Below are 26367 nucleotides of genomic sequence, written 5' to 3' on the forward strand. Positions count from 1 at the left end.
CTGCGGTATCGAGTCGCCACCCTGCACTGACTCGAAAGGTGCCTTGCGATGAAAGCCCTGCTCACCGGAGCGACCGCGGTCGTCGCCGCCCTCGCCCTCGCCACCCCGGCCACCGCCGCGCCCGTCGTCCCCGAAGACCACGCCATGGGTTCGCAGATCGCCAAGCACGAAGGCGGCGGCGACCGGCGGATCGCCCTCGACGCCGACCCGTCGGCCCAGGCCGTCGTCTACGGCATCGACGTCAGCGGCCACCAGGGCAACGTCGACTGGGCCCACTGGTGGGGCCAGGGCAAGCGGTTCGCCTACGTGAAGGCCACCGAGAGCACCACGTACCGGAACCCGTACTTCGCCCAGCAGTACAACGGTTCCTACAACGTCGGCATGATCCGCGGCGCGTACCACTTCGCGCTGCCCGACAAGTCGTCCGGCGCGACCCAGGCGGACTACTTCGTGAACAACGGCGGCGGGTGGTCGCGCGACGGCAAGACCCTGCCCGGGGCGCTGGACATGGAGTACAACCCGTACGGGGCCACCTGCTACGGGTTGTCGAAGGCGTCGATGGTGGCGTGGATCCGCTCGTTCAGCGACCGCTACCAGGCCCGGACCGGGCGCTGGCCGGTCATCTACACGTCCACGAGCTGGTGGAACCAGTGCGCGTCCGGCGATTTCAGCTCGACCAACCCGTTGTGGGTGGCGCGCTACTCGTCCAGTGTCGGCACACTGCCCTACAACTGGGGCTACCACACGTTCTGGCAGTACTCGTCGGCACCGATCGACCAGAACCAGTTCAACGGGGCCGCCGACCGGCTCCGAGCGCTGGCCAACGGCTGAGGCGTCCGCCCGCACCGGAAAGGGGTGGTCGGGGAGCACTCCGCAAGCTCCCCGACCACCCGCCTCCACGTCGGTCGACCAGTGCCCAACCGAACAGGACTCAGTCGAACAAGACTTAGCCGAACAGGACTCGGTCGAACAGAACTCAGTCGAACAGGGCCGGGAGGGTGCCCTCCCAGGCCGCGCGCAGCTCGTCGAGGTCGAGCTGACCCAGCTCCTGGATCTCCAGCGAGCGCGACTCCGGGTCCACCACGCCGACCTTGCGCCACGGCAGACCGCGCGCCGTGCACATGTCGGTGAACCGCAGCTCCTCCGTGCGCGGCACGGCGACCAGCGCCCGGCCCGCGGACTCGCTGAACAGCTCGGTGAACAGGTCGCCCTCCAGGAACACCCGCGCGCCGGTCTCGCCGATCAGGCAGGTCTCCACCAGCGCCTGCGCCAAGCCGCCCTCGGCCAGGTCGTGCGCGGCGGAGAGCATCCCGTCCCGCGACCCGGCCACCAGCACCTCGCCGAGCAGCTTCTCGCGCGCCAGGTCGACCTTCGGCGGCACGCCGCCCAGGTGCCCGTGCACGACGTGCGCCCACTCCGAGCCGCCGAACTCCGCGTGCGTCTCACCGAGCAGGACCAGCGTCTCGCCGGCCTCCGCGCCCACCCCGGTCGGGATGCGGCGGCGCACGTCGTCGATCACGCCGAGCACGCCCACCACCGGCGTCGGCAGGATCGCCGTCGCGCCGGTCTGGTTGTAGAACGAGACGTTGCCGCCGGTCACCGGGATGCCCAGCGCGACGCAGCCGTCCGCGAGGCCCTTCACCGCCCGCTCGAACTGCCACATCACGCCCGGGTCCTCCGGCGAGCCGAAGTTCAGGCAGTTGGTGACCGCGACCGGCGTCGCACCGCTGGTCGCCACGTTCCGGTACGCCTCGGCCAGCGCGAGCTGCGCGCCCGCGTACGGGTCGAGCCGGGTGTAGCGGCCGTTGCAGTCCGTGGACAGCGCCACGCCCCGGTTGGTCTCCTCGTCGATCCGGATCATGCCCGAGTCCGACGGCTGCGCGAGCACCGTGCCGCCCCGCACGTACCGGTCGTACTGCTGGGTGACCCACTTCTTCGACGCCAGGTTCGGCGACGCGGCCATCGTCTTCACCAGGGCCAGCAGGTCCTCGCGGGCCGGCTTGGGCAGCGCGTCCGGGGTGTTCGCGACCAGCTCGTCCTGGTCCGCTGGGCGCTCGATCGGCCGGTTGTAGACCGGGCCCTCGTGCGCGACGGTGCGCGGCGGGACGTCCACCACGACCTCGTCGTGCCAGGTGATCACCAGCCGCTCGCCCTCGGTGACCTCGCCGATCTCGGTGGCGATGACGTCCCACTTGGCGCAGACCGCCATGAACGCGTCCACGTCCTCCGGCCGCACGACCGCGCACATGCGCTCCTGCGACTCGCTGGACAGGATCTCCGCCGGCGTCATGCCGGTGGCGCGCAGCGGGACCCGCTCCAGGTGCACGCGCATCCCGCCGTCACCGGCGGAGGCCAGCTCGCTGGTCGCGCAGGACAGGCCCGCGCCGCCGAGGTCCTGGATGCCGACCACGAGGCGCTCGCGGAACAGCTCCAGCGAGCACTCGATCAGCACCTTCTCCGTGAACGGGTCGCCGACCTGCACGCTGGGCAGCTTCTTGCGCTTGCCGGCCGTGTCGTCGAACGTCTCGCTGGCCAGCACGCTCACGCCGCCGATGCCGTCCAGGCCGGTGCGCGCGCCGTAGAGGATGATCTTGTTGCCGGTGCCCGACGCGTGCGCCAGGTGCAGGTCCTCGACCCGCATCGCGCCGACGCACAGCGCGTTCACCAGCGGGTTGCCCGCGTAGGTGGCGTCGAAGACGACCTCGCCGCCGATGTTGGGCAGGCCCAGGCAGTTGCCGTAGCCGCCGACGCCCGCCACGATCCCCGGCAGCACCCGCCGGGTGTCCGGCGCGTCGGCCGGCCCGAACCGCAGCGGGTCCATCACGGCCAGCGGGCGCGCGCCCATCGCCAGGATGTCCCGCACGATCCCGCCGACACCCGTCGCCGCGCCCTGGTAGGGCTCGACGTAGGACGGGTGGTTGTGCGACTCGGCCTTGAACGTGATCGCCCAGCCGTCGCCGATGTCCACCACGCCGGCGTTCTCGCCGATGCCCGCGAGCATCTTGGCGCGCATCTCGTCGGTGGTGGTGTCGCTGAAGTACTTCAGGTGCACCTTGGACGACTTGTAGGAGCAGTGCTCGCTCCACATCACCGAGTACATCGCCAGCTCGGCGTCCGTCGGGCGGCGGCCCAGGATATCCCGGATGCGGGTGTACTCGTCGTCCTTGAGGCCCAGCTCCTTGTACGGCTGGTCCTGGTCGGGCGTCGCCTCGGCGTTCTTGACGGTGTCGAGGCTCATGCGCCCACCACCGCGTCGAGCAGGGACAGGAACAGGCCCAGGCCGTCGTCGGTCGGACCGGTGAGGGCGTCGATCGCGTGCTCCGGGTGCGGCATGAGGCCGACGACCCGGCCGTTCGCGCTGGAGATGCCCGCGATGTCGTTGCGCGACCCGTTGGGGTTGCCGCCGACGTAGCGGAACACCACGCGGCCCTCGTCCTCCAGCTCGCGCAGCGTGTTCGCGTCGGCCTGGTAGCCGCCCTCGCCGGACTTCAGCGGGACCAGGACCTCGGCGCCCTTGTCGTAGCGCGAGGTCCACGCGGTCCGGTTGTTCTCGACCCGGAGCCACTGGTCGCGGCACACGAAGTGCAGCTTGTCGTTGCGGGTGAGCGCGCCCGGCAGCAGGTGCGCCTCGCACAGGATCTGGAACCCGTTGCAGATGCCCAGGACCGGCATCCCCTTGCGGGCGGCCTCGACCACTTCCTGCATGACGGGCGCGAACCGGGCGATGGCACCGGCCCGCAGGTAGTCCCCGTAGGAGAAACCGCCGGGCACGACGACCGCGTCGACGCCCTTCAGGTCGTGCTCGGCGTGCCAGAGCGGGACGGCCTCGCCGTCCGCGTACTTGACGGCACGGGCGGCGTCGACGTCGTCCAAGGTGCCGGGGAACGTGATGACCCCGACCCTCATGCGTCGAGCCGCCTGACGACGAAGTCCTCGATCACCGGGTTGGCGAGGAAGGTCTCGGCGATCTTGGCGAGAGCGGTGTCGTCGACGTCGTCGGCGACCTCCAACTCGAAGTGCTTGCCCTGGCGGACAGTGGTGATTCCGTCGAAACCCAGACGGGGCAGCGCGTTGGCCACCGCCTGTCCTTGCGGGTCGAGGATTTCGGGCTTCGGCATGACGTCGACGACGACTCGGGCCACGACAGGCTGCTCCCTGGTAGGAGGTGGCTGGCGGTACTGGCAGAGCCTACCTGAGCTGGGTGTTCATCGACTTCACAGGTGGCGGGAGGCACACGTTCACCTGCATTCACCCGATCGTGAAGCCCAGTCCTCCCAGCCCTTCTGCTAGCCTTTGGTCAGCTTCGGCCAGTAGGTCGGGGAAGTGAGCGCGGCACCCCTCCGGACGGTGGGCGGCCGCGCTTCGCGCTTTCCCGGGGCTACTTCACGTCGATCACGGCGCCGAGCACGGGCGCGGCCCGCCGGGCCCAGTCGCCGCCCGCCCCGAAGCACCACGCCGCGAGGTCCGCCGTCCACAGCAGCGGCTCGCTGGTGCTGTCCCAGTGCTCGTAGGCGACCTCGTCCCGGCGCGGCCGGTCGGCCAGGACGCGCTGGATCGTGAGCTGGTCGATCCGGTCGCGGCCGGAGCGGCTGTCCAGCACCAGCCGGCCCATCCTGAGGTCGAGCAGGTCCCCGGTCGCCCGCGCCAGGCACTTCTGCCGCGCTGCCTCCTCGCTCGACCGGCAACCCGACCGGTAGACGTCGACCCGGAAGTCGAACTTCACCACGCTCGCCAGGAGAAGTCGGCGACGCGCCGGCTTCTCCTTGTGGAAGCGCAGTTCCCGCTGCCCCGGCAACAACAGGCCGCGCAGGTGCTTGCGCAGCCGGGTGAGGTCTTGGGGCTGGATCACCGCCACCGCCAGCAGGTACGTGTCGTTGCGGCGGGATTCGTCTACGAACGCGTGCACTGTCACGTCGGTGCATCGGCATCCCACCACCCCTACCGGAGCACGGCCACTCGAACGTGTGTTCGTACGTTGCAGCAACGTCCGGCGCTTCCCGGCAATCCGGTGAGCGGCGTTCGCTGTGGGCGTACGGGCTGGCGGCAGGCGGCGATCCGGCCCACTGTGGGGATCATGCGGATCCTGGTGCTGGGCGGGACGGTGTTCCTCGGCAAGGCGATCGCCGCCGAGGCGGTGCGGCGGGGTCACGACGTGGTGTGCGCGGCGCGCGGCGAGGGCGGGCCGGTGCCCGAGGGCGCGACGCACGTGCCCGTCGACCGGAACGAGGGGCTCGGACCGCTGGTCGGCCAGTCGTTCGACGCGGTGGTCGACGTCGCCACGATGTCGGTCTCCTGGGTCCGCGACGCCTTGCGCAGCCTCGACGCCGGGCACTGGACGTTCGTCTCCAGCTGCTCGGTCTACGCCGACCACGCCACCCCGGGCGGCACCCGCACGCTCCCGCCGCTCGAGGACGACCCGACCGCCGAGAAGACCCCGGACCGGTACGGCTCGGTGAAGGTCGCCAGCGAGAACGCGGTGCGCGACGCCCACGACGGCGCGCTGATCGTCCGCGCGGGCCTGATCACCGGCCCCGGCGACAAGAGCGACCGGTTCGGGTACTGGGCGAACCGGCTGTCCCGGGGCGGCCGGGTGGCCGTGCCGGACGCGCCGGACCAGGCCACCCAGCACGTCGACGTGCGCGACCTGGCCGACTGGATCGTCGGCTGCGCCGAGAACGGCACCGGCGGCACGTTCGACGCGATCGGTCCGGCCAACCCGCTGAGCCTGGTGCTCGGCGAGATCGCGGGCGCGGTCGCGCCGCAGGGCACCGAGCTGGTGCGGGTGCCGGAGGCGGTCCTGCAGGAGCAGGAGATCGTGCCGTGGTCCGGCCCGCGCAGCCTGCCGCTGTGGCTGCCGGACTCGCACAAGGCGCTGATGTTCCGGGACGCCGGGCCGGTGCTGGCCGCGGGCCTGCGGCTGCGCCCGACCGCCGAGACCGCGCTCGCCTCGCTGGAGCACGAACGCGATCTCGGCCTCGACCGGCAGCGCCGGGCGGGCCTCTCCTCGGCCGAGGAGGAGTCCCTGCTCAGCGCCCTGGTCTGACTACCGCGACCTGGTCACAGCGGTCTGATCACAGCGTTTCGACTACCGCGGTCCGGTTGCCGCGGTCTGATCACAGCACCGGGTTGATCTGCGCGGCGATCAGGTCGATCCGGACGCCCTGGTTCGGGCAGCCGCCCCAGTGGTGCAGGCCGACCACCTTGTGGGTCTGCCGGGACAGCACCGGCGAGCCGGACGAGCCGCCCTCGGTGTCGCAGCGGTAGGCGATGTCGGACTGGGCGGAGTCGCCGTTGACCCGGACCGCCGAGACCTTGCAGTAGCCGCCGGCGTTCTGGTCGTCGCGCAGCGACAGCTTCTTGAGCTTGCCCGCCGGGTGGCCGATGACGTACATCTCCTCGCCCACCGCCGGCACCCGTGCGTCCAGCTCCAGGTAGCCGAACGAGCTGATGTCGGCGAAGTTGGTGACGCTGAACAGCGTGTAGTCCAGCGCCGTGCTGGTCTTGAGCACGGACTGCACCAGCACCTTCGTGACGGTCGCGGAGGTGGTGCTGCCGCACGTCGCGCACTGGTAGTTGAACCACACCTCGATGCCCGTGCCGCTGGTGAAGCAGTGGTTGTTGGTGAGCATCTTGTTGTTCGGGCCGACCCGCCACGCCGTGCACAGCGATCCGCCGTTGCGCAGCAGCTTGGCCACGGCCTTGGTGCGGCCGAACTCGGTCGGGTTGCTGGTCTGGTAGCAGACGGCGTCCTTGTAGTCGTTCGCGCCGCAGATGCTCTGCGGACCGACCGACGCCGCCAGCTCGGCCTCCGTGTAACCACGGGTGATCTTGTCGAGCTTCACGCGCGACGCCGGGTGCGCGCGTCCGCCGTCACGGCCCTTGATGGACACGACGGCCTGGTCACCGGTCACCGACATCGCCCAGAACCCGGTGGCGTCCTTGGACGCGGTGCCGGACGCCAGGACGTCCGAGGTGTACCGGTAGGACTCGGTGCCCGCCGGGTTGGCGACGGTCAGCACGTCGCCGCCGACCAGCCGGAGCCCGGTGAAGTGGGCTTTCAGGTACCACGAGCCGGGCCGGACGACGGTGGTCGACGTCGACGGGCCGCCCAGGACGGTCGAGACGACCTCGTCCTGACCGACCTTCTGCGTCTGCTCGAAGTGCTCCGCCGCGGTTGCGGTTCCGGCGAAGACGGGTACAACGAGCAGGGCGGCAGCAAAGAGGCGCAGGGTGCCTCGCACTGGTTCACCTCACGTTGTGAGCTGGGACAGTTACAACCAGTGATGCTCCCGGACGCCACCGGCGGGTGTCTGCCGCCGAACGTCGGAAAAACGCAACAAAGGGGACAAAGGGATGCGGATCGTCCACTTCGGACACTCCTGCCTGCTCGTGGACACCGGGACGGCCCGGCTGCTGTTCGACCCGGGCACCTGGTCGACCGGCTTCGAGGAGGTCACCGGCCTGGACGCGGTGCTCGTCACGCACCACCACCCCGACCACCTGGACACCGGGCGGCTGCCGGACCTGCTCGCGAACAACCCCGGCGCGCAGCTCTACTCGGCCGAGGAGCTGGAGGGCGCGACCCCGGCCCGGCCGGGTGACGTGCTGGCCATCGCCGGGGCGTCCGTGCACGTCGTCGACGCGCCGCACGAGCAGATCCACCCGACCGTCGAGGTGCCGGTGAACGTCGGCTACCTGGTCGACCACGGCGCGTTCTACCACCCCGGCGACTCGCTCACCGTGCCCGAGCAGAAGGTCGACGTGCTGGCCGCGCCCGCCGCCGCGCCGTGGATGAAGCTCTCCGACGCGACCGCGTTCGTGGCCGCCGTGGCACCCCGGGTCGCCGTGCCGATCCACGAGGCGATCCTGGCCCGGACGGACCTGTACTACCGGGTCCTGGCCGGCACCTCGCCCGAGGGCACCGAGTTCCTGGTGCTGCCGCGCGGCGAGTCCGTGGAGCTGTAGGTCACCGCCTCGGCCCCGTGGTGCAGGGCCAGCTCGACCGACTCCAGCACCATGTCCCGGACCCCGATCCGGTCGAGGTCGGCGGCGTCCACCCCGAGCCGCACGAACCCGCCGCGCCGGGCCGCCCGGCCCACGCTGAGCAGGTGGCTCCAGTGCTCACCGACCATCCGCACCCGGCCGGTCCGCACGTCCCCGGTGCGCAGGTCGCGCACGCCGGCCATGTCCGCGCACACCGCGAACCGGTGCCGGCGCAGCGCGACCACCGTGCCGGGCGACGCGAGCCAGCTCGGCGGCGCGAACACGTCCGTGGCCAGCCCGAGCCGGTGCACCGCGGCCCGCGCCGCGACCAGCCGCAACCCGGCCTCGTGCGCGGGGAGGGCGGAGAACTCGGCGCGCCGGCGCAGCGACACGGGCCGGTGGCACGGGTCGGTGCTGTGGTCGAAGCCGTGCAGGACCAGCGCGTCCCGCCCGCGCACGCGTTCCCGGACCCAGTCCAGCGCCGCACCCGGCACGAACTTGCGCGGGGCCAGCAGCAGCGACAACGGCACCGAGCGCCGGTCGAGCTCGGCACCGAGGTCGGCGCACCGGGCGAGCGTGCTCGGCCCGATGCCGGACAGCGAAACCACGAGGGTGGCGACCATGCCACCCAGTGCGCCGCACGGTCATGGCGAAGGCTTGACGGCCAGGTGACGTGCGGTGACCGATCGCGCGAACTTACGCGCCGATCCAGTCCGCGAACGACAGCCCGCTGATCCGCTCGTACGCCTCGACGTAACGGGCGCGCGTCGCCGCCACCACGTCGTCGGGCAGCGGCGGCGGGGGCGTGTCGGACGCCCGGTCCCAGCCGGATTCTGCCGAGGTCAGCCAGTCGCGCACGAACTGCTTGTCGAACGACGGCTGCACCCGGCCCGGCTCGTACCCGTCGACCGGCCAGTACCGCGACGAGTCCGGCGTGAGCACCTCGTCACCGAGCACCAGCGTGCCGGAAGCGTCCAGCCCGAACTCGAACTTGGTGTCGGCCAGGATCACCCCACGCGACCGCGCGAACTCCCGCGCCGCCGAGTAGACCGCCAGCGTCGCGTCCCGCAACCGCCCGGCCAGTTCGGCCCCGACCTCGCCGGCGACGTGCTCGAACGAGACGTTCTCGTCGTGCTCCCCGAGCGCCGCCTTCGTCGCGGGCGTGAAGATCGGCGAGGCCAGCTCCGATGCCTCCACCAGCCCGGCCGGCAGCGGCACACCGCAGACCGACCCCGTCGCCCGGTACTCGACGATCCCCGACCCGGTCAGGTAGCCGCGCGCGACGCACTCCACCTGCACCATGTCCAGCTTGCGCACCAGCAGCGCCCGCCCGCGCACCTCGGCCGGGATGCGCGGGTCGTCCCAGGCCACCACGTGGTGGGGGACCAGGTCGGCGAACTTCTCGAACCAGAACACGCTCATCGCGGTGAGCACGCGCCCCTTGTCGGGGATCTCCGAGCCCAGCACGTGGTCGAACGCGGAGATCCGGTCCGACGCCACCAGCAGCAGCAACTCCGCGTCCACCTCGTACAGGTGGCGGACTTTGCCGGCGGCAACGGGACGGTAGTCAGCAAGCTTCGACACGGCCCGCAGCCTACTGGCCACCCCCACCCGACCCACCCCACGGCCACCACCCACCCACACCCCCGGACCCGCCCCGATCCGCTCACACCCACGCCGCCGCCCCTCCTCCGCCCTCGCGCCGCCAGCGCCGCCGTCGGTCGGAGCCCGCATGGCCGGAGTTCGGTGGCCGGAGTTCGGTGGCCGAGGCCGGGCGGCCGGGGCCGGAGCTTGAGAGGCCATGACGGCAGGACGCGGCGCGGCGGCGGTCGCGCGGCAGGACGCGCCAGCAGGACGCGCCGGGAGGGCGGAGCCCGGGGGGTGCGACACCGGGCCGAAGGTGAGCTGTCCCAGGTCATGGGCGGGTCTTCCCACTTGCGGCAAGATTTCCCCCATGCGTGCACCCGCACTGATACTCACCGTGACCGCCGCCCTGTTCGCGGTCGCCTGCGCCCCTGCCGAGGACACACCGGTGGTACCGACCGCCGTCAACGGCGTCGCCTGCACCAAGGACAAACTGGCGACCCTGACGCCGGGCAAGATCACCTTCGGCACCGACCAACCCGCCTACGCGCCGTGGTTCGTCGACGACGACCCGACCAACGGGAAGGGCTTCGAGTCCGCCGTGGCCTACGCCGTCGCCGAGGAGCTCGGCTACGCCAAGGCCGACGTCGTCTGGACGCGGGTGCCGTTCAACGCGGCCATCCAGCCCGGCAAGAAGACCTACGACGCCGACATCAACGAGTTCTCCATCACCGAGGAGCGCCGGCAGGCCGTCGACTTCTCCGCGCCGTACTACGACGTGGACCAGGTCGCGATCACGTTGAAGTCGTCGAAGGCCGCCGAGGCGAAGACCCTCGCCGACCTGAAGCAGGTCAAGATCGGCGCGCAGGTCGGCACGACCTCGTTCGAGTCCGCCCAGCGGCTGTCCGCCGAGCAGGACGTCGCGGTGTACAACACCAACGACGACGCCAAGGCCGCCCTGCGGGCCGGGCAGATCGACGTGCTGGTGGTGGACCTGCCCACGGCGTTCCACATCACGTCGGCGGAGATGACGGACGGCCGGATCATCGGCCAGATCCCCGGTGCCGACCGGCGGCCCGAGCAGTTCGGCATCGTGCTGGACAAGGGCAGCGCGCTGACCGGGTGCGTGTCCAACGCCGTGGAGTCCCTGCGCTCCAAGGGCAAGCTCACCGCGATCGAGCAGGAGTGGCTCTCGGCGGCGGGCAGTGCACCCGAGCTGAAGTGACGATCAGCAACGTGCAGCGGGAACGCTTGGCGTACAAGCGTTCCCGCTCCCGACGCTCCACCCTGGTCGCCCTGGTCTCGACCCTGGTGTTCGCCGCCGTCGCCTACGTCACGGTCACCCGCGCGCCGGGCTGGCCGCGCGTCCAGGACTCCTTCTTCAACGTGGAGATCGCCTGGCGCTCGCTGCCCGCGGTGCTGGAGGGCCTGTGGCTGAACCTGCGGGTGCTGCTGGTCTGCGGTGCGCTGATCCTGGTGCTCGCGCTGGGCATCGCGGCCGTGCGCACGCTGCGCGGCCCGGTGTGGTTCCCGCTGCGCGTGCTGGCCACGGCGTACGTGGACGTGTTCCGCGGCCTGCCGTTGATCATCCTGCTGTACCTGGTGGGGTTCGGGCTGCCCGCGCTGCGGCTGACCGGCGTGCCCAACGACTACGTGGTCCTGGGGGGTGCCGCGCTGGTCCTGGCCTACACGGCGTACGTGGCGGAGGTGTTCCGGGCCGGGATTGAATCGGTCCACCCGTCCCAGGTGGCGGCGGCGCGGTCGCTCGGGCTCGGGCCGCGCAAGACCATGCGGCTGGTGGTGCTGCCGCAGGCGGTGCGCCGGGTCGCGCCCGCGCTGCTCAACGACTTCGTCGCGTTGCAGAAGGACTGCGGGCTGATCTCCGTGCTGGGCGCGGTCGACGCGGTGCGGGCCGCCCAGATCGAGCAGGCGAAGTCGTTCAACTTCACCCCGTACGTCGTGGCCGGCCTGCTGTTCGTGCTGCTCGCGGTGCCGTCCGCGCGCTTCGCCGACGCCATGGCCCGGCGCGCCGAACAACGTCAGGGGGGCCGATGACCTCGCCCGTCCTCCAGGTGCGCGACATCGTCAAGCGCTACGGGCCCAACACCGTCCTGGCCGGGATCGACCTCGACGTGCACGAGCACGAGGTGGTCGCCCTGATCGGCTCGTCCGGCTCCGGCAAGTCCACGCTGCTGCGCTGCGTGAACCTGCTCGAAGACCTGGACGACGGCCGGATCCTGCTCGACGGCGTGGACGTGTCGGACCCCCGGGTCGACGCCGACGTCGCCCGCCGCCGGATGGGCATCGTGTTCCAGTCGTTCAACCTGTTCCCGCACATGACCGTGCTGGACAACATCACCCTCGCGCCGCGCGAGGTGCACGGCGTCCCGAGGGACCGGGCCGAGGCCCGCGCCCGCGAGCTGCTGGCCAGGGTGGGCCTGGCGGACCGCGCGGGCAGCTACCCGGACCGGCTCTCCGGCGGCCAGCAGCAGCGGGTCGCCATCGCGCGGGCGCTGGCCTACTCGCCGAGGCTGCTGCTGCTCGACGAGATCACCAGCGCCCTGGACCCGGAACTGGTCGGCGAGGTGCTGGCCCTGGTCCGGGAGCTCGCGGCGCAGGGGGCGACCATCCTGATGGCGACCCACGAGATGGGCTTCGCCCGCCAGGTCGCGGACCGGATCTGCTTCCTCGACGGCGGCAGGCTGGTCGAGCAGGGCCCGCCCGAGCAGGTCCTGGGGTCCCCGAAACACGACCGGACCAGGCAGTTCCTGAAGAGGATCATCGACGCCGGCCGGTTGTGAACGGACCACTCTTGGGCATCGCGGGCAGGCCCCCTACCCTGGCTACCCGTGATGGCCCGAAAGGCAGCCTGGGCGACCGCCGCCGCGAGCGTCGGTCTCGGCCTGCTGCTCGGCGGGTGCGGCAAGCCCCAGGCGTCCCCGACCCCGGTACCGATCCCGAGCATCTCGACGTCGCCGGTGCCCAGCTCGATCCCGGCCGTGGCCTCCATCTCGGTGCGGCCGATCCCGACCACCCCGCCGCCGCCGACGGTCGACCCGACCACCGAGGAACCGCCGCCCCCGCCGCCCGCGCCGCCACCCACCCCGGTCCAGCCGACCGAACCGCCGGTCGAGCCGACCGAACCGGAGTTCGAGGACGTGGCGCTGCAGGGCTTCCCGTGCGACGAGGAGGGCGCGACGGCGGTCGACCCCGCCCGCCGCCCGCTGGTGTGCGAGAAGACCCGGCGGGGCCGGCTCGTCTGGGGCAAGCCCTGACCCGCTAGAGGATCGGCTCCGGCACGTACCCGGCCGCGGCCGGGAACTTCGCCACCACGTCCTCGACCTGCGCGACCACCGACGCCACCTGGTCGCCCGCGACCCCGGTGAACGACAGCCGGTCGTCGAGCAGCGCCTGGACCGCGTCCCGGTCGAGCGGGATCCGGGGATCGGCGGCCAACCTCTCGACCAGGTCGTTGCCCGCCCCCTGCTCCCGCATCGCCAGCGCGACGGCGACCGCGTTCTCCTTGATCGCCTCGTGCGCCGTCTCCCGCCCGACACCGCGGCGGACGGCCGCCATCAGCACCTTGGTCGTGGCCAGGAACGGCAGGTACCGGTCCAGCTCCTTGGCCACCACGGCCGGGTAGGCCCCGAACTCGTCCAGCACGGTCAGGAAGGTCTCCAGCAGCCCGTCGAACGCGAAGAACGCGTCCGGCAGCGCCACCCGGCGCACGACCGAGCAGGAGACGTCGCCCTCGTTCCACTGGTCGCCGGCCAGCTCGCCGACCATCGACAGGTAGCCGCGCAGGATCACGGCGAACCCGTTGACCCGCTCGCACGACCGGGTGTTCATCTTGTGCGGCATCGCGCTGGACCCGACCTGGCCGGGCTTGAAGCCCTCGGTCACCAGCTCGTGCCCGGCCATCAGCCGGATCGTCTTGGCCAGGCTCGACGGCCCGGCGGCCAGCTGCACCAGGCTCGACACGACGTCGAAGTCCAGCGAGCGCGGGTAGACCTGGCCGACGCTGGTCAGCACCTTCGAGAACCCGAGGTGCCCGGCGACCGCCCGCTCCAGCTCGGCGAGCTTCGCGTGGTCGCCGTCGACCAGGTCGAGCATGTCCTGGGCGGTCCCCACCGGCCCCTTGATGCCGCGCAGCGGGTAGCGCGCGATCAGCTCGTCGAGGCGGTGGAACGCGGCCAGCGTCTCGTCGGCGGCGGAGGCGAACCGCTTGCCCAGGGTGGTGGCCTGCGCGGCGACGTTGTGCGAGCGGCCGGCCATGACCAGGTCGGTGTGCTCGGCGGCGAGCCTGGCCAGCCGCGCCAGCACCGCCGCGACCTTGCCGCGGACGGCTTCGAGCGAGCGCAGGACCTGGAGCTGCTCGACGTTCTCGGTGAGGTCGCGCGAGGTCATGCCCTTGTGCACGTGCTCGTGCCCGGCGAGGGCGTTGAACTCCTCGATCCGGGCCTTCACGTCGTGCCGGGTGACCCGCTCGCGGGCGGCGATGGACCCCAGGTCGACCTGCTCCAGCACCCGCTCGTAGTCGGCGACGGCCTCGGCCGGGACGGTGATCCCGAGCCCGGCCTGGGCCCGCAGGACAGCGAGCCACAGCTGCCGCTCCAACACGATCTTGTGCTCGGCGGACCACAGGGTGGCCAGTTCGGCGGAGGCATAACGACCTGCGAGGACGTTGGCGATGCGCGGCTTGCTAGTCACCGCGCAAGCCTACCCAGCCGCCGCGCCGCGAGCCCCCGACCAGGCCCCCTGGACGGACGACGGGCGCGGCACGCGATTGCCACGCCCGCCGCCCAGGGGTGGGGGTCGCGATCCGGGTCCGGTCGGGCCGGCCCGGTCAGAACTTGAACAGCCGGGGGTCGGTCGCGAGGGCGATCAGCTGGTCGCGGGTCAGCGGCACGCTCCGGACGGGCCCGTCGTTGCGGCCGGGCTCGGTGTTGTACCCGGCCAGCTGGACGGCCGTGCCGTCCGGCCGGTAGTAGCCCACCGAGTGGCCGCCCAAACTCCGGGTGACCGGGCCCACGGCGGTGCCGTACTCCAGCACGCTGCCGTCCGGCCAGGTCATGTGGTTCACGCAGGTCAGCCCGCGGCAGAAGCTCTCCCGGGTGCCGACCTCGGCGGCCGGGCCCAGGTTCACCATGATCCCGGTGCCGCCCTCCCGGTCGGTGAAGTAGACGTACCCGCTCACCACGCCGTCGGGCGACGTGAGCCGGCCGTCGACCAGTTCCACCCGCACGTTCGACGCGCCCGGCACGATCTCGGGGAACCGCGCGGTCAGGTAGCCGGTCAGCGTCGTCGCCTTCCAGGCCGCGCTGTCCCACGGCGGGGCCACCTGGCTCGGCGGGGTCAGCGTGACCGACGGCTGCCCGTCGGTGGGCTGCCCGTTGGTGGCTGGCGCGGTGGTGTTCAGCAGCCGCTGGTCCAGGGCGTCGACCTCGACCGCGTCCCGGAGGAGCACGTTGGGCAGCGTCAGCACCGCCGCCATCAGCACCACCGTCGCCACACCGACGGCCACCAGCGCGCGCCGCCTTTTCCGGGCGGCCCGCAGCCCGTGCGCCCGTCGGATCAGCGCGTCGGCGTCGAAGTCCAGCGGCGGCTCGCCGTCGACCGCCGCGCGCAGGCCCTCCCTCAAGTCCGCTTCGCTCATGACGCCACCACCACCCTCTCCAACCCCTCGACCGCCGTGCGCAGTGCCACCAGGCCCCGCGCGGTCTGGCTCTTGACCGTCCCCTCGGTGCACCCCATGGCCACCGCGACCTCGCTGACCGGCAGGTCCTCGAAGTACCTCAGCACGAGCACGGCCCGCTGCCGGGGCGGCACGCGCAGCAGCGCCGCGTGCACCAGGTCCCGGGCCCAGAGCCGTTCGCCCGCCAGTTCCGGGTCCGACGACGAGTCGGCGACGTCGGGCAGTTCGCCGTCGCGCTGCTCGGCCCGCCGCCACGGCCTGCGCTTCTCGTCCAGCCAGGTCCGCAGCAGCACCTTGCGCGCGTACGCCGAGGGGTGGTCGCGCCACTCCACCCGGTGCCACGCCTGGTAGAGCTTGAGCAGGCTGGCCTGCATCAGGTCCTCGGCGGTGTGCCAGTCGCCGCAGAACAGGTACGCGGTCCGGCGCAGCGCGGCGGCGTGACTGATCGCGAAATCGCGAAACGCCTGCTCGTCGGCCCCGCGCATGAGCACCCCTTCCGACCCCCACCTGTAACCACGTCCCAGGGGGGCGGGAGGTTGCACCGCCGGCGGAGCTGTTCGCGAAAAAACTTCAGCGCGGCGGCATCGCCTTGGCCAGCATCCGCCGCGCCGAGGCCCGGGGGTCCGGGCTGATCTCGATCAGCGCGTTGACCACCGCGCCGTCCACGAGCGCGATCAGCTCCTCGACCCGCTCCCGCCCCACCGGCAGGCCGGCCCGGGCGAAGATCTCGATCAGCAGCCCGTGCAGCTCGCCGCTGAGCCGGCGCATCAGCGGCCGCAGGTAGGGCCGCCGCCCGGTGGCGACCAGCCGCTCGTAACGCAGCAGCACCGCCTCGGCGTCCCGGTCGCCCGCCGGCGGGCCGAGCAGCAGGTCGAGCACCAGGTCGATGAACGCGTCACCGCCGCACGCCTCGACGTCCAGCTCGGTCAGGCGCGCCTTGCCGTAGGCCAGCTCGCCCTCGCCGTGCAACTCCAGCGCGGCGGTGACCAGGTCGTCCAGCGAGTCGAAGTAGTAGGTGGTGGACGCGAGCGGCAGGCCCGCGCGCTCGGCGACCGCGCGGTGCCGGACCGCGTCGAAGCCGCCGTCGACCAGCAGGCCCGCGGCGGCTTCGACCAGCGCCTGGCGGCGGCGCTCGCCCTTGGGCGTTGCGGCTGTCATTCGGGGAAAGGTACTAGTGCCCGCCACCGGCCAGGTTCAGGCCGATGACGCCGCTGACGATGAGGCCGAGGGACACCAGCTTGATGGTGGACACCCCGTCGCCCAGCCAGAGCATCCCGATCACGGCGGTGAGCGCGGCGCCGATGCCGGTCCACACCGCGTACGCCGGTCCGGCCGGCAGCTGCTTCATCGCCCAGGCCAGCCCGGCGAAGCTGATCAGCGCGCACACCGCGAACGCGACCGTCCACCACAGCCTGCTGAAACCGTCGGACAGCTTCAACGCGACCGCCCAGCCGGCTTCGAAGAACCCGGACACGATGAGCACGGCCCACGCCATGGCAACCTCCTCGGGACGAAACTGGCACGAGCGTACCAAATTACTGGCACACCAGTACCACTCTGCGCCACGGGTCACCACCGGGCACGCCGAGAACGCTGAAGACACCCGTCCGAGCCGGCCAGAACCAGAACATGCCCGGTGCAGCACCCGCCCGGGTCAGAGCCGCCCGGCCACCCGGGAGGCGAGATCGGTCAACACGCCCTCGAACGGCCCCACCGCGGAGCCCTGCGCGGGCTCGCTCAACACGAAGACCGTTCCGCCACGAGCGGGCGCGCGGCCCTCGGAGGGCGACGACGAAGCCAGCGTCTGCACGCCGGGCGGCACCAGCACCACCGAGACCACCCCGTACACGCCCTGCTCGTCGCGCACCAGGTACCCGGCCCCGCGCGCCCCGGTCGGGCAGTTGGCCACCGCGTGCGAGGGCTGGAGCCCTTCGGCGGCCGGGAGCTCGTCGGCGAGGGCGACGGCGAGCTCCCGGTCCACCTCCTGGCACCCGGAGGCACCACCGGTCGTCGGACGACCGGTCGTCCCCGATGTCCCGTCCCCCTGCGTAGACGGATCGTCGGGGATGCTCTTGGGCGGCATTCCGCCGCTCATCTCGGGGACTGCGGCGGTGTCACCGCTCCGCGGCTCGGGAACCGCGAACGGGCTGAGGTTAGGGGACGTGTGGTCTTCAGCGGAACCCGCAGACGTACTGACGTTCTCCCGCGGCACCAGGTTGGCGTACGCCACGACACCGCCGAACGCGAGCACCACCACCATCGCCGAGCCGAGCGCGAGCCGCGTGCGCCGGCGGGCGGTCGCCCGCGCCGACGCCGAGCGGACGTTGCCCACGTCGAAGGACGCGGGCGGGGCTCCGTTCGTCGCGTCGCGGAACAGCTCCGCGATCTTGCGCTCGTCCACCTACCTCCACCTCCCGGTCACTGCGCAGGCCTCAGGTCGTCGATGGTGTCGCCGAGCGCTTCGCGCAGGGCCTCCAGACCCCGTGAGGTCTGGCTCTTCACGGTCCCCTCGGAACACCCGAGCGCCTCGGCCGCCGCCGCCACGTCCAAGCCTTCCAGGAACCGCAGCACGAGCACCGCCCGTTGCCGGGGCGGGACCCGCTTCAAGCCCGCGACCAGAGCCTCCCGCGTGGCGACCGCGTCGGCGATCTCCCCGTCGTGCGAGGGCGTCTCCGGGACCTCGTCCACGAAGCGCTCCCGCCGCCAGGGCCGGCGCGACTCGTCGATCACCGCGCGCACCACGGACCGGCGGACGTAGGCGTCCAGGGCCTGCTTGTCCCGGACCTTGCGCCACCTGCGGTGCAACGCGACGAACGCGGTCTGCGCGAGGTCGTCCGCGCGGTGCCAGTCACCACAGAGCAGGAACGCCGTTCGGCGCACGGCCTCCCGGCGAGCTGCGAAGTACTCCGCGAACTCCTGCTCGTCGCGCTGATCCACGCGGACTCTCTCCGCTCGTCGTGCTTGCACTTACCTGACGGAACCGGGCCGTTCTACGGTTGCACGCCGGTTGCCCGAGACTTGGGTCACCCCCATGGTGGTACGGCAGGCGGTAACCGGTAAGGGCTTGCCCGGTGTGATGTGATCCATTCGTGACCCAGCTCGCGCCCCTGGACTTCCGCTCCGACACCGTCACCCGACCGGACCAGGACATGCGCCTGGCCATGTCGGCCGCCGAGGTGGCCGACGACGTGCTCGAACACGATCCGACGATGAAAGCCCTGGAAGAACGGGTCGCCGACCTGCTCGGCGTGGAGGCCGCCCTCTGGGTGCCGTCCGGCTCGATGGGCAACCTGATCGCGCTGACCGCCCACCTGCGGCGCGGCGACCGGTTCCTGGCCGCGCGCGGCGCGCACGTGCTGGACAACGAGCTGGGCACCGCCGCGTGGATCGCCGGCGGTATGCCGCACCCGCTGGAGTGCGAACTGCCAGGGCGTTTCACGGCGGACTCCGTCCGCGCGGCCGCCGGTTCGGACGGGCCCTACTACACGCTCAGGACCACGCTGCTGTGCCTGGAGAACACGCACAACGCGGCCGGCGGCGCGGTGACCCCGCCCGACGAGCACGCGCTGCTGGTGTCCGCCGCCCGCGAGACCGGGCTGAAGGTGCACCTCGACGGCGCGCGGCTGTGGAACGCCTCGATCGCGCTCGGGGTGCCGCCGGCGGCGCTGACCGTCGGCGTCGACACCGTGCAGGTGTGCCTGAGCAAGGGCCTGGGCGCGCCGGTCGGGTCGGTCGTCGCGGGGACGGCCGCGTTCGTCGTGGAGGCGCGCCGGCTCCGCAAGATGCTCGGCGGCGGCGTGCGGCAGGGCGGCGTGCTGGCCGCGGCCGGGCTGGTCGGGCTGGACCGGATCGACGACCTGGCCGCCGACCACGCCAACGCCCGCACGCTCGCCCGGGGGCTGGGCGAGCTGGGCTGGCAGGTGGCGGAGCCCGCCACCAACATCGTGCTGGCCGGCGTGCCCGACCTCGACGTGACGCTGACCGGGCTGCGGCACCTCGGGGTCTACGCCGGGCCGATGGCGGGCAAGGTCCGCTTCGTGACCCACCGCGACGTGAACGCCGCGGACGTGGCCGAAGCCCTGCGCCGGATCCAGTCGGTGAGCTCGTGACCCGCTGGGTGGTGTTCGACTACGGGAACGTGATCAGCGAGGCCAACGCCAACCTGGACCGGCTGGCCGCGATGCTGGACTCGCCGCCGGAGCGGTTCGCCAACCCCTACTGGGCCTTCCGCAACGCCTACGACCACGGCGCGTCCGAGGTCGAGTACTGGCAGTCGGTGGGCCGTGAGCTGGACCGGCGGGTCTCCGCGGAGCAGGCGCTGGAGCTCACCGCCGTGGACACCGCGGGCTGGCTGGTGACCTCGCCCGCCGCGCTCGCGCTGATCGGGGAACTGGCGGCCGCCGACGTGCCGCTGGCGCTGCTGTCCAACGCGCCGTCGTCGTTCGGCCGGATCGTGGCCGAGCAGCCGTGGACCGAGCCGTTCCGGCACCTGGTGTTCTCCGGCGACCTCGGCGTGATCAAGCCCGCGCCCGCGATCTGGACCGCGCTCGCCGACCGGCTCGGCACCCGCGACTGCGTGTTCTTCGACGACCGCGAGGAGAACACCGACGGCGCGACCGAGGCCGGCCTCATCGGCATCCACTGGCGGGGCGCGGCCCACGCCCGGGACCAGCTCGTCGCGTTGGGCGTGCTGCCGGCCTGAGGGTCAGCCCTTCGCGGCCCTCAGCTCGGCCCGCAGCTCGGCCAGCTCCGCCTTGAGCGACCGCAGCTCGGCCACCGTCGCCTGCTCGGCCTCCACCACCTGCCCCTCGACCCCGCTCAGCCGCTCCACCAGCCACGACGCGATCGTTCCGGTGATCACACCGAGCAGCGCGATCCCGCCGATCATCAGCAGCGCGGCGACCAGCCGCCCCTCCCACGTCACCGGGTAGCGGTCGCCGTAGCCGACGGTCGAGATCGTGGTCAGCGTCCACCAGGCGGCGTCGCCGAAGGTGGTGATGGTCGCGTCCGGGTGGGCGCGCTCGGCGTCCAGCACGGCCAGCGACGCGCACAGCCCGACCAGCGTCGTCACCCCGGCGACGTACACGCCGACCTGGTGCCGGATCTTGCCGGAGAACCGGCGGTTGAGCACCTTCAGCACGGTGAGCAGGCGCAGCACGCGCAACTGCCGGACCACCGGCAGCAGCACCGCGAGCAGGTCGAACAGGTGCGTGACGAAGAACCGGCGCTTGTCGACGGCCAGCACGAACCGCGTGCCGTAGTCGACGGCGAACACCAGCCACACCGCCCACAGCACGACCTCCAGGACCACGTGCAGGCCCGGCGTGGAGCGGTTGTCGAGCACCTCCCAGGCGTAGGCCACCAGGAACACGACGGCCAGCACCGTCAGCGGCCACTCGGCGCGCCGCTCCCAGCCGGCCAAACGGGGCTCATCTGTCTCCAGCACCGCCCCATGGTGACCCCTCCGCCTGCGGTATTCCAGGCCAGGTGACTAGCGCGGCCCCTTGATGCCCTTGCGCCCGCTGCCGCTCTTGATCGCTCCGTACGCGGCCGTCGCGAGGAACAGCACCCCGCCGATGACCGCCAGCCACACCAGCCCCTTGACGACCGCGCCGACCAGCGTCAGCACCAGCCAGGCCGCCAACAGCCACAGGATAATCTTGACCATGTCCCCTCCAACGTACGGCGTGACGTGCGGGTTCCTGATCAGGTCCAGGTCTTGAGCCGCCGCAGTGCCTCGTCGATGTCGGCCGCCGAGCCGGCGAACGACATCCGCACGAACTCGTGCCCGTGCACCGGGTCGAAGTCTATGCCCGGAACGATCGCCACCCCCGTGTCCGCCAGCAGCCGGCGGCAGAACCCCATGGTGTCGTCGGTGAGGTGCGAGACGTCGGCGTAGGCGTAGAACGCCCCGTCGGCCGGCGCGACCCGGTCGATCCCCAGGTCGGCCAGCCCGGCCAGCAGCACGTCCCGGTTGCGCCGGTAGCCGTCGACCAGCCGCGCGGTCTGCTGGTAGGACTCCGGCTCGAACGCCGCCACCGCCGCGTGCTGGGCCAGCGCCGGCGGGCACAGGGTGAAGTTGCCGGTCAGGCAGTCGACCGCGCGGCGCAGCGCCGGCGGCAGCAGCATCCAGCCCAGCCGCCAGCCGGTCATCGCGAACGCCTTGGAGAACGAGTTGACCACGATCGCGTCCCGCGAGGTCTCCCACGCGCACGCGAGCGGCGCGCCGTAGCTGATCCCGTGGTAGATCTCGTCGCTGACCAGCCGGGTGCCGCGCTCGGCGCACCACTCGGCCAGCCCCTTGAGCTCGGCCGGGGTCAGCACCGTGCCGGTCGGGTTCGCCGGGCTCGCGACGACCAGGCCGTCCAGCGGGCCGGCCTCGTCGAGCATCGCCACGGTCGGCTGGAACCGGGTGTCCGGCCCGCACGGCAGCTCGACCACCTCGCAGCCCAGCGCGCGCAGGATGTTGCGGTAGGCCGGGTAGCCGGGCCGGGCCAGCGCGACCCGCGCCCCGGCGTCGAAAGAGGCCAGGAACGCCAACAGGAACGCGCCGGACGAGCCGGTGGTGACCACCACGTCGTCCGGCGTGACGGCGAGCCCGTACTGGCGCTCGTAGTGCCCAGCCAGCGCGGTGCGCAGCTCCACGATCCCGAGCTGCTCGGTGTAGCCCAGCGGCTGCTCGCGCAACGCCCGCGCGGCGGCCCGCAGCACCGGTTCCGGCGCGGGGCTGGACGGTTGGCCCGCCGCCAGCGAGACGACGTCACCGTGCGTCCGCTGCCGGCGCGCGGCGGCGGACACGATGTCCATGACGTGGAACGGCGGCACGTCCGCCCGAGCGGCTACACCCAGCATGCCGCCAGGCTAGTAGCCCGCCCGCGCCCCGCTAGTAGCCCTGGTAGCCGCCGCCGCCCGCCATCGCCTTCAGGCCCGGGTGGCCGTCGAAGCCGCCGTAGCGGGAGAACGTGTAGCGGACGCCGGCGATGATGTTGTCCACCGGGTTCCAGATGTCTTCGTGGCCGGGCAGCTTGTGCGCCTGGAACGTCGGGTCGATGCACTGCATGAGGCCCTTGGACGGGGTGCCCGCGACGGCGTTGGAGTCCCAGTCGTTGAGCGCGTGCGGGTTGCCGCCCGACTCCTTCTCGATGATCGTCCAGATCTGGTTGATGTTCGCCTCGGTGACCGGGATGCCGGCGGCCTGGAGGATCTTGATCGCCTCCCGGATCCACTGCTCGACGTTGCCGGGCGGCGGCCCACCGGCCGGCGGCCCACCACTGGACCCGAGCCCGCTCATACCGCCACCACCACCGCCACCGTGCGAACCGCCAGCGGACCCGCCACCGCCACCACCCGACGGCTGGGACTGTGGCTGGGACTGCGCGGGCGCGGGCGGCGGCTCGGCCGACGACGTCTGCGTCGTGGCCTCCGGCGTCGGGTTCCACACGATCGGCTGCCCCGGAGCCGGCACGAACGCCTGCGTGCCGGGGTCCGGCATGGTGGAGAACGCGGGCGTGACCGAGCCGGGCCGGCCCTTCAGCGCGCCCAGCGCCGTGCCCAGCGCCGCATCGGCCTGCGCGATCACCGGCTGGGCGTCGCCCGCCGCCTCCCCGCACAGCCCGCGGATGGCGTTGTCGACGTCGGCCTGCGGCATCCCCTGGTGCCGGGCGCGCACCTGGCGCACTCGTCCCAGCAGGGTCTCGCAAATGCGCGTGATCGACGCCTTCGCCGATTCCAGCGCGGCCGCGGCCGATTCGAGATCACCCGCCGCCGCGGTGAGCGCGTCGGTCAGCGCGGTGCCGCCCTTGGTGAATTCGCCCATGTACGCCACGAATCCGTCGGCCGACCCGCCTTCCCACGCGTTGTCCAACTTGCCGACCCGCTGCGCGATGTCGTTGCCCGATTCCGCGCTCTTCGCCGCGGCCTGCTTCCACCGGTTCGCGATCTCCCGGACGGCCTCCGGCCGGGCCTGGTCCACCTTGCCCGCGAGCTCGGCCAGCGCCTGCCCGCCGGGCAGCGCCGCGACCTCGTCCACCGCGCTCATCCGCTCACACCACCCGGAACGACGCCGCGTTGGCGTCCTCGACGTCGACCACCGCGCCCTGGATCCGGTCCAGCGCGCGCTCCACCTCGCCCAACAGCGACTCGGCCGCCGCGAACTCCGCGCCGGCCTTGGTGTCGAGCTCGGCGGCGGCCGCGGAAAGGCCGCCCGAATTCGCCAGCTTGCCGAAGATGTCCGGATCGGGGTAATGCCCGGCGAACCCGTCACCCACCGCGCCGAATTGCCCGGCCTGGGCGCCGACCGTGCTCCGGCACTGCTCCATCGCCTCGGCGTTGAACTTCGCGACCGCCATTCCGCACACCTTAGGGTTTTCGACTCGCGGGTACCCCCGCTATGGACGAAGTTCAGCCAGCAGCGCGGCGATCCCGGACCGCAGCACCGCCGGGTCGACCGGCCCGTGGAAGTCGACCACGTCCGCCGCCCGCCGCCGACGCCCGGCGGCGTCGATCACCGCCGCGCCGAACCGGCCGCTCAGGTCGGGACCGCCGACCAGGTCCTCCCCGTGCCGGGGCAACAGCTCCACCAGCGCGCCGGCCAGGTCGGTCGCCGACTCGCGCACCGTCAGCCCGTTCCCGGACAGCACCACCAGCACCACCTCGGCGCCCGCCGACGCGGCCAGCGCCCGCACCGCCGAACTGCCGAACCCCAGCCGCAGGTCGACCGACCTCGGCGGGTTCGCGACGAGCTTGCAGGCCGCGCCCAGCCACGGGTCCAGCTCGCCGCCGCGGGCGAGCCCCCGCTCGGTCAGCTCGTGCCACGGCGCGGGATCGTCCGGCACGTGCAGGACGATCGGCATCGCGCCGAGGTCGAGGTGGTCCCAGGCGGTGCGGAAAGCGCTTGCGCTCAACCTCGCGGTGATCACCAGACGTCACTCCCGGATGACGGCGGGTACTGCTGCGGCCACCGGTGTTGACGCCGCGACCGCCGCCGCGGTTCCCCCGCCACTTCGGTGCCCGAACCACCCGCTAGACCTCGTGGACCAGCTCCCACACGCACGCCGCGAGCCGCGCGTTGTCGATCGGGGTGATCGTGCTCCAGCTCCGGCCGTCCGAACTGGGCCGCACCAGGTGCAGGTAGCGGCCGGACGGGGTGTCGTGCCAGGAGACCACGCGGTCCGCGCGCGCCGGGGGACCGCCGGCCTGCGCGCGTTCGGCCCCGAACTGCCCGCGCGTGCCCATGCCGTCGCACATGCCGGCCAGCTCCTGCGCCTCGTGCAGCGGGAGCCCCTGGCGTTCCAGGGCGAGCACCAGCTTCTCGGCGTCCCGCCCGGCCTCGTCGGAGGCCGCCCGCAGCAGCTCGTTGGGCAGGCTGATCGACCGCCCGTAGCCCGCCGGCACCTCCCCGGTGACCGACACCGCGGCCTCGGCGAGCGCGGAGGCCCGTGCCTCGATCAGCCACACCTCGTCACCGTCGACCACCGCGAGGACCGCCTCCTCGCCGGACGCCGCCGCGAGCCCCTTGATCTTGCGCCGCTCCACCCAGATCCAGAGGTCGACCGACAGCCGCGGGTTGGCCAGCAGCGCGAAGGTGTCGGCCAGTTCCGGCGTCAACCTCCGCCCGGCCGCCAACCCGCGCTGCGCCAACGACTCCCAGGCGCGGTCCACGATCACGGCCCGTTCGGAGTGCGTGATCCCGGGGCTGGGCACGTCGAGCGCGACGTTGCGACGGGTGTGCCGCTCGGCCTCCCACGCGACGTCGAACTCGACCGAGGAGAGGACGACCGTGCCCGCCGAGGTCACTTGGTCTCGGGCTCGTCGCCGATGACGGACTGGACGACCATCCGCTCGTCACCGAAGACGTCGTCGGAGTCCACGCCGTACTTGCGGACGTGCTCGCCGTCCTCCTCGCCCTCACCGCTGCGCGCGGCGGGCTGGAGCATCGACCCACCAGCGGCGCCCTTGACGCCGCCGGCGACGACCCCGCCCTTGCCGGCCACCCCCGCCCGCGCTTCGGCACCAGGCCGCGACGCGACCCGCTCGTCGGGGTCGATCGCCCCGATCGTGGCGGACACCCCGGCCTTCCCGGCCAGCGCACCCGGGACCGCGCCCTTGCCACCGCCCTTCGGCACCGCCTCGCCACCGGGCTTGCCGCCACCCTTGGCCCCGGCAGCGGACGGGTTGCGCTCCACCCGCCCACCCCGAGCCGTGGCCGCCACAGCACCGAGGGCGGCCCCACCGGCCAACCCCAACCCCAACCCGAGCCCGAGGTTCGACCCACCGGCCTTACCCTGCACCACCGGGGCGACCGGAGTACCACCCTGGGCACCGGGCACGAACGGCGAGACCCCCGTCCCCCCACCCCCGGGAAGCTGACCGGGCAACTGACCCGGCAGCTGAGGCGGCAACCCCACCGACCCACCAGGCACCTGCCCCGAACCACCGCCGGGCAACCCACCGGGAAGCCCACCGGTCGTCCCCGGGATGCCCCCACCGAACTGGTGCACCGAGGCAACGGGCGTGGCAACAGCGGCAGACGCCGTGGTCACCTCGAACTCCCGAGGCTTGTTCATGCCCTGGTACTGGTTGAGCGAGTCGCGGCTGACGTCGACGTACTGGTCGAACCCCCGGATCACCTGCTCCCGCGCCGCCTGAGTCTGCTTCACTTCCTTCGCGTGGTCGGTCTCGTAACCGAAGAAACCGCCCGCGTCGTCCCAAAAACTCGTCTCGGTGTCGCCGCGCAACTGCTGCGGGTCCGGCATCCCGTTGCGGGACTGGCTGTAGCTGGCGCCCTGCACGGCGGTCGCCTGCGAGTTCCGCTTGCCCGCCTCGTCGCCCTGCGTCGCCACGTCGGCCGACACGGTGACCGCCTGCCCGGCGTTGTCCCCCGCCGCGCCCTGCCACTCGATGCCCAGCTTGCGCAACTCGGTGCGCAGGGTCTCGTCCACCTCGGCGAGACTGCCCGCCAGGCTGCGCAGCGCGTGCGAGGCGTTGCTGAACTGCTGGGCCGCGTCGCTGGTCGCGAACTTGCCGACCAGGTCGGCCAGCGCGTGGTTGTCGTAGCCTTCGAAGCGGTGATCCTGGATCTGCCTGAAGCCGGTCACAGCTTCCCC

The 26367-nt window shown here is 72.4% G+C and carries 31 protein-coding genes; 9 read left to right on the plus strand and 22 right to left on the minus strand.

All coding sequences use genetic code 11. The annotated features are described in order from the left end of the window. Positions 1-48 precede the first annotated feature (48 nt). Positions 49-831, plus strand: a complete 783-nt coding sequence (locus BN6_RS39970; protein ID WP_015105574.1) for a lysozyme — start codon at positions 49-51, stop codon at positions 829-831. Positions 832-976: 145 nt separating this feature from the next. Here the strand turns inward: BN6_RS39970 and purL are convergent, their stop codons facing one another. From purL to BN6_RS39990, 4 genes are all read right to left on the minus strand, one after another. After that, a complete protein-coding gene (gene purL / locus BN6_RS39975) occupies positions 977-3238 on the minus strand; it encodes a phosphoribosylformylglycinamidine synthase subunit PurL (RefSeq protein WP_015105575.1) in 2262 nt (753 codons plus the stop codon). After that, positions 3235-3906 (minus strand): phosphoribosylformylglycinamidine synthase subunit PurQ, encoded by a 672-nt coding sequence (purQ, locus tag BN6_RS39980; protein WP_015105576.1) that lies wholly within the window; start codon positions 3904-3906, stop codon positions 3235-3237. The genes purL and purQ overlap by 4 nt, the downstream gene beginning before the upstream one ends. Continuing rightward, positions 3903-4142: a phosphoribosylformylglycinamidine synthase subunit PurS gene (gene purS / locus BN6_RS39985; protein WP_015105577.1), complete on the minus strand. Its 240-nt coding sequence runs from the start codon at positions 4140-4142 to the stop codon at positions 3903-3905. Before purS ends, purQ begins: the two co-directional genes overlap by 4 nt. 236 nt (positions 4143-4378) lie before the next feature. Then, positions 4379-4906, minus strand: a complete 528-nt coding sequence (locus tag BN6_RS39990) for a hypothetical protein (protein ID WP_231904870.1) — start codon at positions 4904-4906, stop codon at positions 4379-4381. A 168-nt stretch (positions 4907-5074) separates the two neighbouring features. Here BN6_RS39990 and BN6_RS39995 point away from each other — a divergent pair, with 168 nt between their 5' ends. Continuing rightward, positions 5075-6043 carry an NAD-dependent epimerase/dehydratase family protein gene (locus BN6_RS39995; protein WP_015105579.1) on the plus strand — a complete coding sequence of 323 codons (969 nt, stop codon included), beginning with the start codon at positions 5075-5077 and terminating at the stop codon, positions 6041-6043. A gap of 70 nt (positions 6044-6113) precedes the next feature. On the opposite strand, the gene BN6_RS40000 is transcribed toward BN6_RS39995, so the two are convergent. Continuing rightward, on the minus strand, positions 6114-7241 hold the full coding sequence (locus BN6_RS40000) for a trypsin-like serine peptidase (protein WP_015105580.1): 1128 nt from the start codon (positions 7239-7241) through the stop codon (positions 6114-6116). Positions 7242-7353: 112 nt separating this feature from the next. Between BN6_RS40000 and BN6_RS40005 the strand changes: the two genes are divergently transcribed. After that, a complete protein-coding gene (locus BN6_RS40005) occupies positions 7354-7965 on the plus strand; it encodes an MBL fold metallo-hydrolase (RefSeq protein WP_015105581.1) in 612 nt (203 codons plus the stop codon). Here BN6_RS40005 and BN6_RS40010 read toward each other — a convergent pair. Further along, entirely contained in the window at positions 7887-8606 is a 720-nt protein-coding gene (locus BN6_RS40010) for a DUF2334 domain-containing protein (RefSeq protein WP_015105582.1), read from the minus strand. The two genes, BN6_RS40005 and BN6_RS40010, sit on opposite strands and share 79 nt — an antisense overlap. Positions 8607-8679: 73 nt before the next feature. Next, positions 8680-9567, minus strand: coding sequence for a phosphoribosylaminoimidazolesuccinocarboxamide synthase (locus tag BN6_RS40015; RefSeq protein WP_041315673.1), 888 nt, complete (start codon positions 9565-9567; stop codon positions 8680-8682). Between the two features lie 370 nt (positions 9568-9937). Between BN6_RS40015 and BN6_RS40020 the strand changes: the two genes are divergently transcribed. From BN6_RS40020 to BN6_RS40035, 4 genes are read left to right on the plus strand one after another with little or no spacing between them, the layout of a single operon-like run. After that, entirely contained in the window at positions 9938-10792 is an 855-nt protein-coding gene (locus BN6_RS40020; protein WP_015105584.1) for an ABC transporter substrate-binding protein, read from the plus strand. Then, positions 10789-11622, plus strand: a complete 834-nt coding sequence (locus BN6_RS40025) for an amino acid ABC transporter permease (protein WP_015105585.1) — start codon at positions 10789-10791, stop codon at positions 11620-11622. The genes BN6_RS40020 and BN6_RS40025 overlap by 4 nt, the downstream gene beginning before the upstream one ends. Then, complete coding sequence (locus BN6_RS40030) at positions 11619-12368, plus strand: amino acid ABC transporter ATP-binding protein (RefSeq protein WP_015105586.1); 750 nt, start codon at positions 11619-11621, stop codon at positions 12366-12368. The genes BN6_RS40025 and BN6_RS40030 overlap by 4 nt, the downstream gene beginning before the upstream one ends. A 51-nt stretch (positions 12369-12419) precedes the next feature. Next, positions 12420-12842 (plus strand): hypothetical protein, encoded by a 423-nt coding sequence (locus BN6_RS40035; RefSeq protein WP_015105587.1) that lies wholly within the window; start codon positions 12420-12422, stop codon positions 12840-12842. A gap of 4 nt (positions 12843-12846) precedes the next feature. On the opposite strand, the gene purB is transcribed toward BN6_RS40035, so the two are convergent. The 7 genes from purB to BN6_RS40070 all read right to left on the minus strand — a co-directional run bounded on the left by purB (position 12847) and on the right by BN6_RS40070 (position 18199). Then, positions 12847-14277, minus strand: a complete 1431-nt coding sequence (gene purB / locus BN6_RS40040) for an adenylosuccinate lyase (protein WP_015105588.1) — start codon at positions 14275-14277, stop codon at positions 12847-12849. Between the two features lie 136 nt (positions 14278-14413). Beyond that, a complete protein-coding gene (locus tag BN6_RS40045) occupies positions 14414-15223 on the minus strand; it encodes a hypothetical protein (RefSeq protein ID WP_015105589.1) in 810 nt (269 codons plus the stop codon). Next, positions 15220-15747, minus strand: a complete 528-nt coding sequence (locus BN6_RS40050; protein WP_041315676.1) for an RNA polymerase sigma factor — start codon at positions 15745-15747, stop codon at positions 15220-15222. Before BN6_RS40050 ends, BN6_RS40045 begins: the two co-directional genes overlap by 4 nt. An 85-nt stretch (positions 15748-15832) precedes the next feature. After that, positions 15833-16420, minus strand: a complete 588-nt coding sequence (locus BN6_RS40055) for a TetR/AcrR family transcriptional regulator (protein WP_015105591.1) — start codon at positions 16418-16420, stop codon at positions 15833-15835. A gap of 13 nt (positions 16421-16433) precedes the next feature. Then, positions 16434-16757 (minus strand): DMT family transporter, encoded by a 324-nt coding sequence (locus tag BN6_RS40060; protein WP_015105592.1) that lies wholly within the window; start codon positions 16755-16757, stop codon positions 16434-16436. Between the two features lie 159 nt (positions 16758-16916). Next, positions 16917-17663, minus strand: coding sequence for a hypothetical protein (locus BN6_RS40065; RefSeq protein ID WP_015105593.1), 747 nt, complete (start codon positions 17661-17663; stop codon positions 16917-16919). 17 nt (positions 17664-17680) lie between these two features. After that, entirely contained in the window at positions 17681-18199 is a 519-nt protein-coding gene (locus BN6_RS40070) for a SigE family RNA polymerase sigma factor (RefSeq protein ID WP_015105594.1), read from the minus strand. A 152-nt stretch (positions 18200-18351) separates the two neighbouring features. On the opposite strand from BN6_RS40070, the gene BN6_RS40075 reads away from it, so the two are divergent. Then, the gene (locus tag BN6_RS40075) at positions 18352-19371 is read left to right on the plus strand and encodes a threonine aldolase family protein (RefSeq protein ID WP_015105595.1); all 1020 of its coding nucleotides are present in this window, start codon (positions 18352-18354) and stop codon (positions 19369-19371) included. Next, positions 19368-19964, plus strand: a complete 597-nt coding sequence (locus BN6_RS40080) for an HAD-IA family hydrolase (RefSeq protein WP_015105596.1) — start codon at positions 19368-19370, stop codon at positions 19962-19964. The genes BN6_RS40075 and BN6_RS40080 overlap by 4 nt, the downstream gene beginning before the upstream one ends. Before the next feature lie 3 nt (positions 19965-19967). On the opposite strand, the gene BN6_RS40085 is transcribed toward BN6_RS40080, so the two are convergent. The 8 genes from BN6_RS40085 to BN6_RS40120 form a co-directional block, all read right to left on the minus strand. Further along, complete coding sequence (locus BN6_RS40085; RefSeq protein ID WP_015105597.1) at positions 19968-20708, minus strand: potassium channel family protein; 741 nt, start codon at positions 20706-20708, stop codon at positions 19968-19970. Positions 20709-20753: 45 nt separating this feature from the next. Beyond that, entirely contained in the window at positions 20754-20930 is a 177-nt protein-coding gene (locus tag BN6_RS47570; RefSeq protein ID WP_015105598.1) for a hypothetical protein, read from the minus strand. A 38-nt stretch (positions 20931-20968) separates the two neighbouring features. Next, positions 20969-22114: a pyridoxal phosphate-dependent aminotransferase gene (locus BN6_RS40095; protein ID WP_015105599.1), complete on the minus strand. Its 1146-nt coding sequence runs from the start codon at positions 22112-22114 to the stop codon at positions 20969-20971. Between the two features lie 31 nt (positions 22115-22145). After that, positions 22146-23300, minus strand: coding sequence for a transglycosylase SLT domain-containing protein (locus BN6_RS40100; RefSeq protein ID WP_015105600.1), 1155 nt, complete (start codon positions 23298-23300; stop codon positions 22146-22148). 4 nt (positions 23301-23304) lie between these two features. Continuing rightward, positions 23305-23610, minus strand: a complete 306-nt coding sequence (locus tag BN6_RS40105; protein ID WP_015105601.1) for a hypothetical protein — start codon at positions 23608-23610, stop codon at positions 23305-23307. Between the two features lie 39 nt (positions 23611-23649). Then, positions 23650-24165, minus strand: coding sequence for an ESX secretion-associated protein EspG (locus BN6_RS40110; RefSeq protein WP_231904871.1), 516 nt, complete (start codon positions 24163-24165; stop codon positions 23650-23652). Between the two features lie 118 nt (positions 24166-24283). Continuing rightward, positions 24284-25057 carry an ESX secretion-associated protein EspG gene (locus BN6_RS40115; protein ID WP_015105603.1) on the minus strand — a complete coding sequence of 258 codons (774 nt, stop codon included), beginning with the start codon at positions 25055-25057 and terminating at the stop codon, positions 24284-24286. Next, the gene (locus BN6_RS40120) at positions 25054-26358 is read right to left on the minus strand and encodes a PPE domain-containing protein (protein WP_015105604.1); all 1305 of its coding nucleotides are present in this window, start codon (positions 26356-26358) and stop codon (positions 25054-25056) included. Before BN6_RS40120 ends, BN6_RS40115 begins: the two co-directional genes overlap by 4 nt. Between the last annotated feature and the right edge of the window lie 9 nt (positions 26359-26367).

It is taken from the genome of Saccharothrix espanaensis DSM 44229, assembly GCF_000328705.1.
Classification (GTDB): Bacteria; Actinomycetota; Actinomycetes; order Mycobacteriales; family Pseudonocardiaceae; genus Actinosynnema; species Actinosynnema espanaense.

Excerpts from the sequence above, each read along its gene's own strand:
- BN6_RS39970 (WP_015105574.1), top strand. The coding sequence starts at position 49 with ATGAAAGCCCTGCTCACCGGAGCGACCGCGGTCGTCGCCGCCCTCGCC.
- purL (WP_015105575.1), bottom strand. The coding sequence starts at position 3,238 with ATGAGCCTCGACACCGTCAAGAACGCCGAGGCGACGCCCGACCAGGAC.
- purQ (WP_015105576.1), bottom strand. The coding sequence starts at position 3,906 with ATGAGGGTCGGGGTCATCACGTTCCCCGGCACCTTGGACGACGTCGAC.
- BN6_RS39995 (WP_015105579.1), top strand. The coding sequence starts at position 5,075 with ATGCGGATCCTGGTGCTGGGCGGGACGGTGTTCCTCGGCAAGGCGATC.
- BN6_RS40005 (WP_015105581.1), top strand. The coding sequence starts at position 7,354 with ATGCGGATCGTCCACTTCGGACACTCCTGCCTGCTCGTGGACACCGGG.
- BN6_RS40010 (WP_015105582.1), bottom strand. The coding sequence starts at position 8,606 with ATGGTCGCCACCCTCGTGGTTTCGCTGTCCGGCATCGGGCCGAGCACG.
- BN6_RS40020 (WP_015105584.1), top strand. The coding sequence starts at position 9,938 with ATGCGTGCACCCGCACTGATACTCACCGTGACCGCCGCCCTGTTCGCG.
- BN6_RS40030 (WP_015105586.1), top strand. The coding sequence starts at position 11,619 with ATGACCTCGCCCGTCCTCCAGGTGCGCGACATCGTCAAGCGCTACGGG.
- BN6_RS40035 (WP_015105587.1), top strand. The coding sequence starts at position 12,420 with ATGGCCCGAAAGGCAGCCTGGGCGACCGCCGCCGCGAGCGTCGGTCTC.
- BN6_RS40045 (WP_015105589.1), bottom strand. The coding sequence starts at position 15,223 with ATGAGCGAAGCGGACTTGAGGGAGGGCCTGCGCGCGGCGGTCGACGGC.
- BN6_RS40050 (WP_041315676.1), bottom strand. The coding sequence starts at position 15,747 with ATGCGCGGGGCCGACGAGCAGGCGTTTCGCGATTTCGCGATCAGTCAC.
- BN6_RS40055 (WP_015105591.1), bottom strand. The coding sequence starts at position 16,420 with ATGACAGCCGCAACGCCCAAGGGCGAGCGCCGCCGCCAGGCGCTGGTC.
- BN6_RS40060 (WP_015105592.1), bottom strand. The coding sequence starts at position 16,757 with ATGGCGTGGGCCGTGCTCATCGTGTCCGGGTTCTTCGAAGCCGGCTGG.
- BN6_RS47570 (WP_015105598.1), bottom strand. The coding sequence starts at position 20,930 with ATGGTCAAGATTATCCTGTGGCTGTTGGCGGCCTGGCTGGTGCTGACG.
- BN6_RS40095 (WP_015105599.1), bottom strand. The coding sequence starts at position 22,114 with ATGCTGGGTGTAGCCGCTCGGGCGGACGTGCCGCCGTTCCACGTCATG.
- BN6_RS40100 (WP_015105600.1), bottom strand. The coding sequence starts at position 23,300 with ATGAGCGCGGTGGACGAGGTCGCGGCGCTGCCCGGCGGGCAGGCGCTG.
- BN6_RS40105 (WP_015105601.1), bottom strand. The coding sequence starts at position 23,610 with ATGGCGGTCGCGAAGTTCAACGCCGAGGCGATGGAGCAGTGCCGGAGC.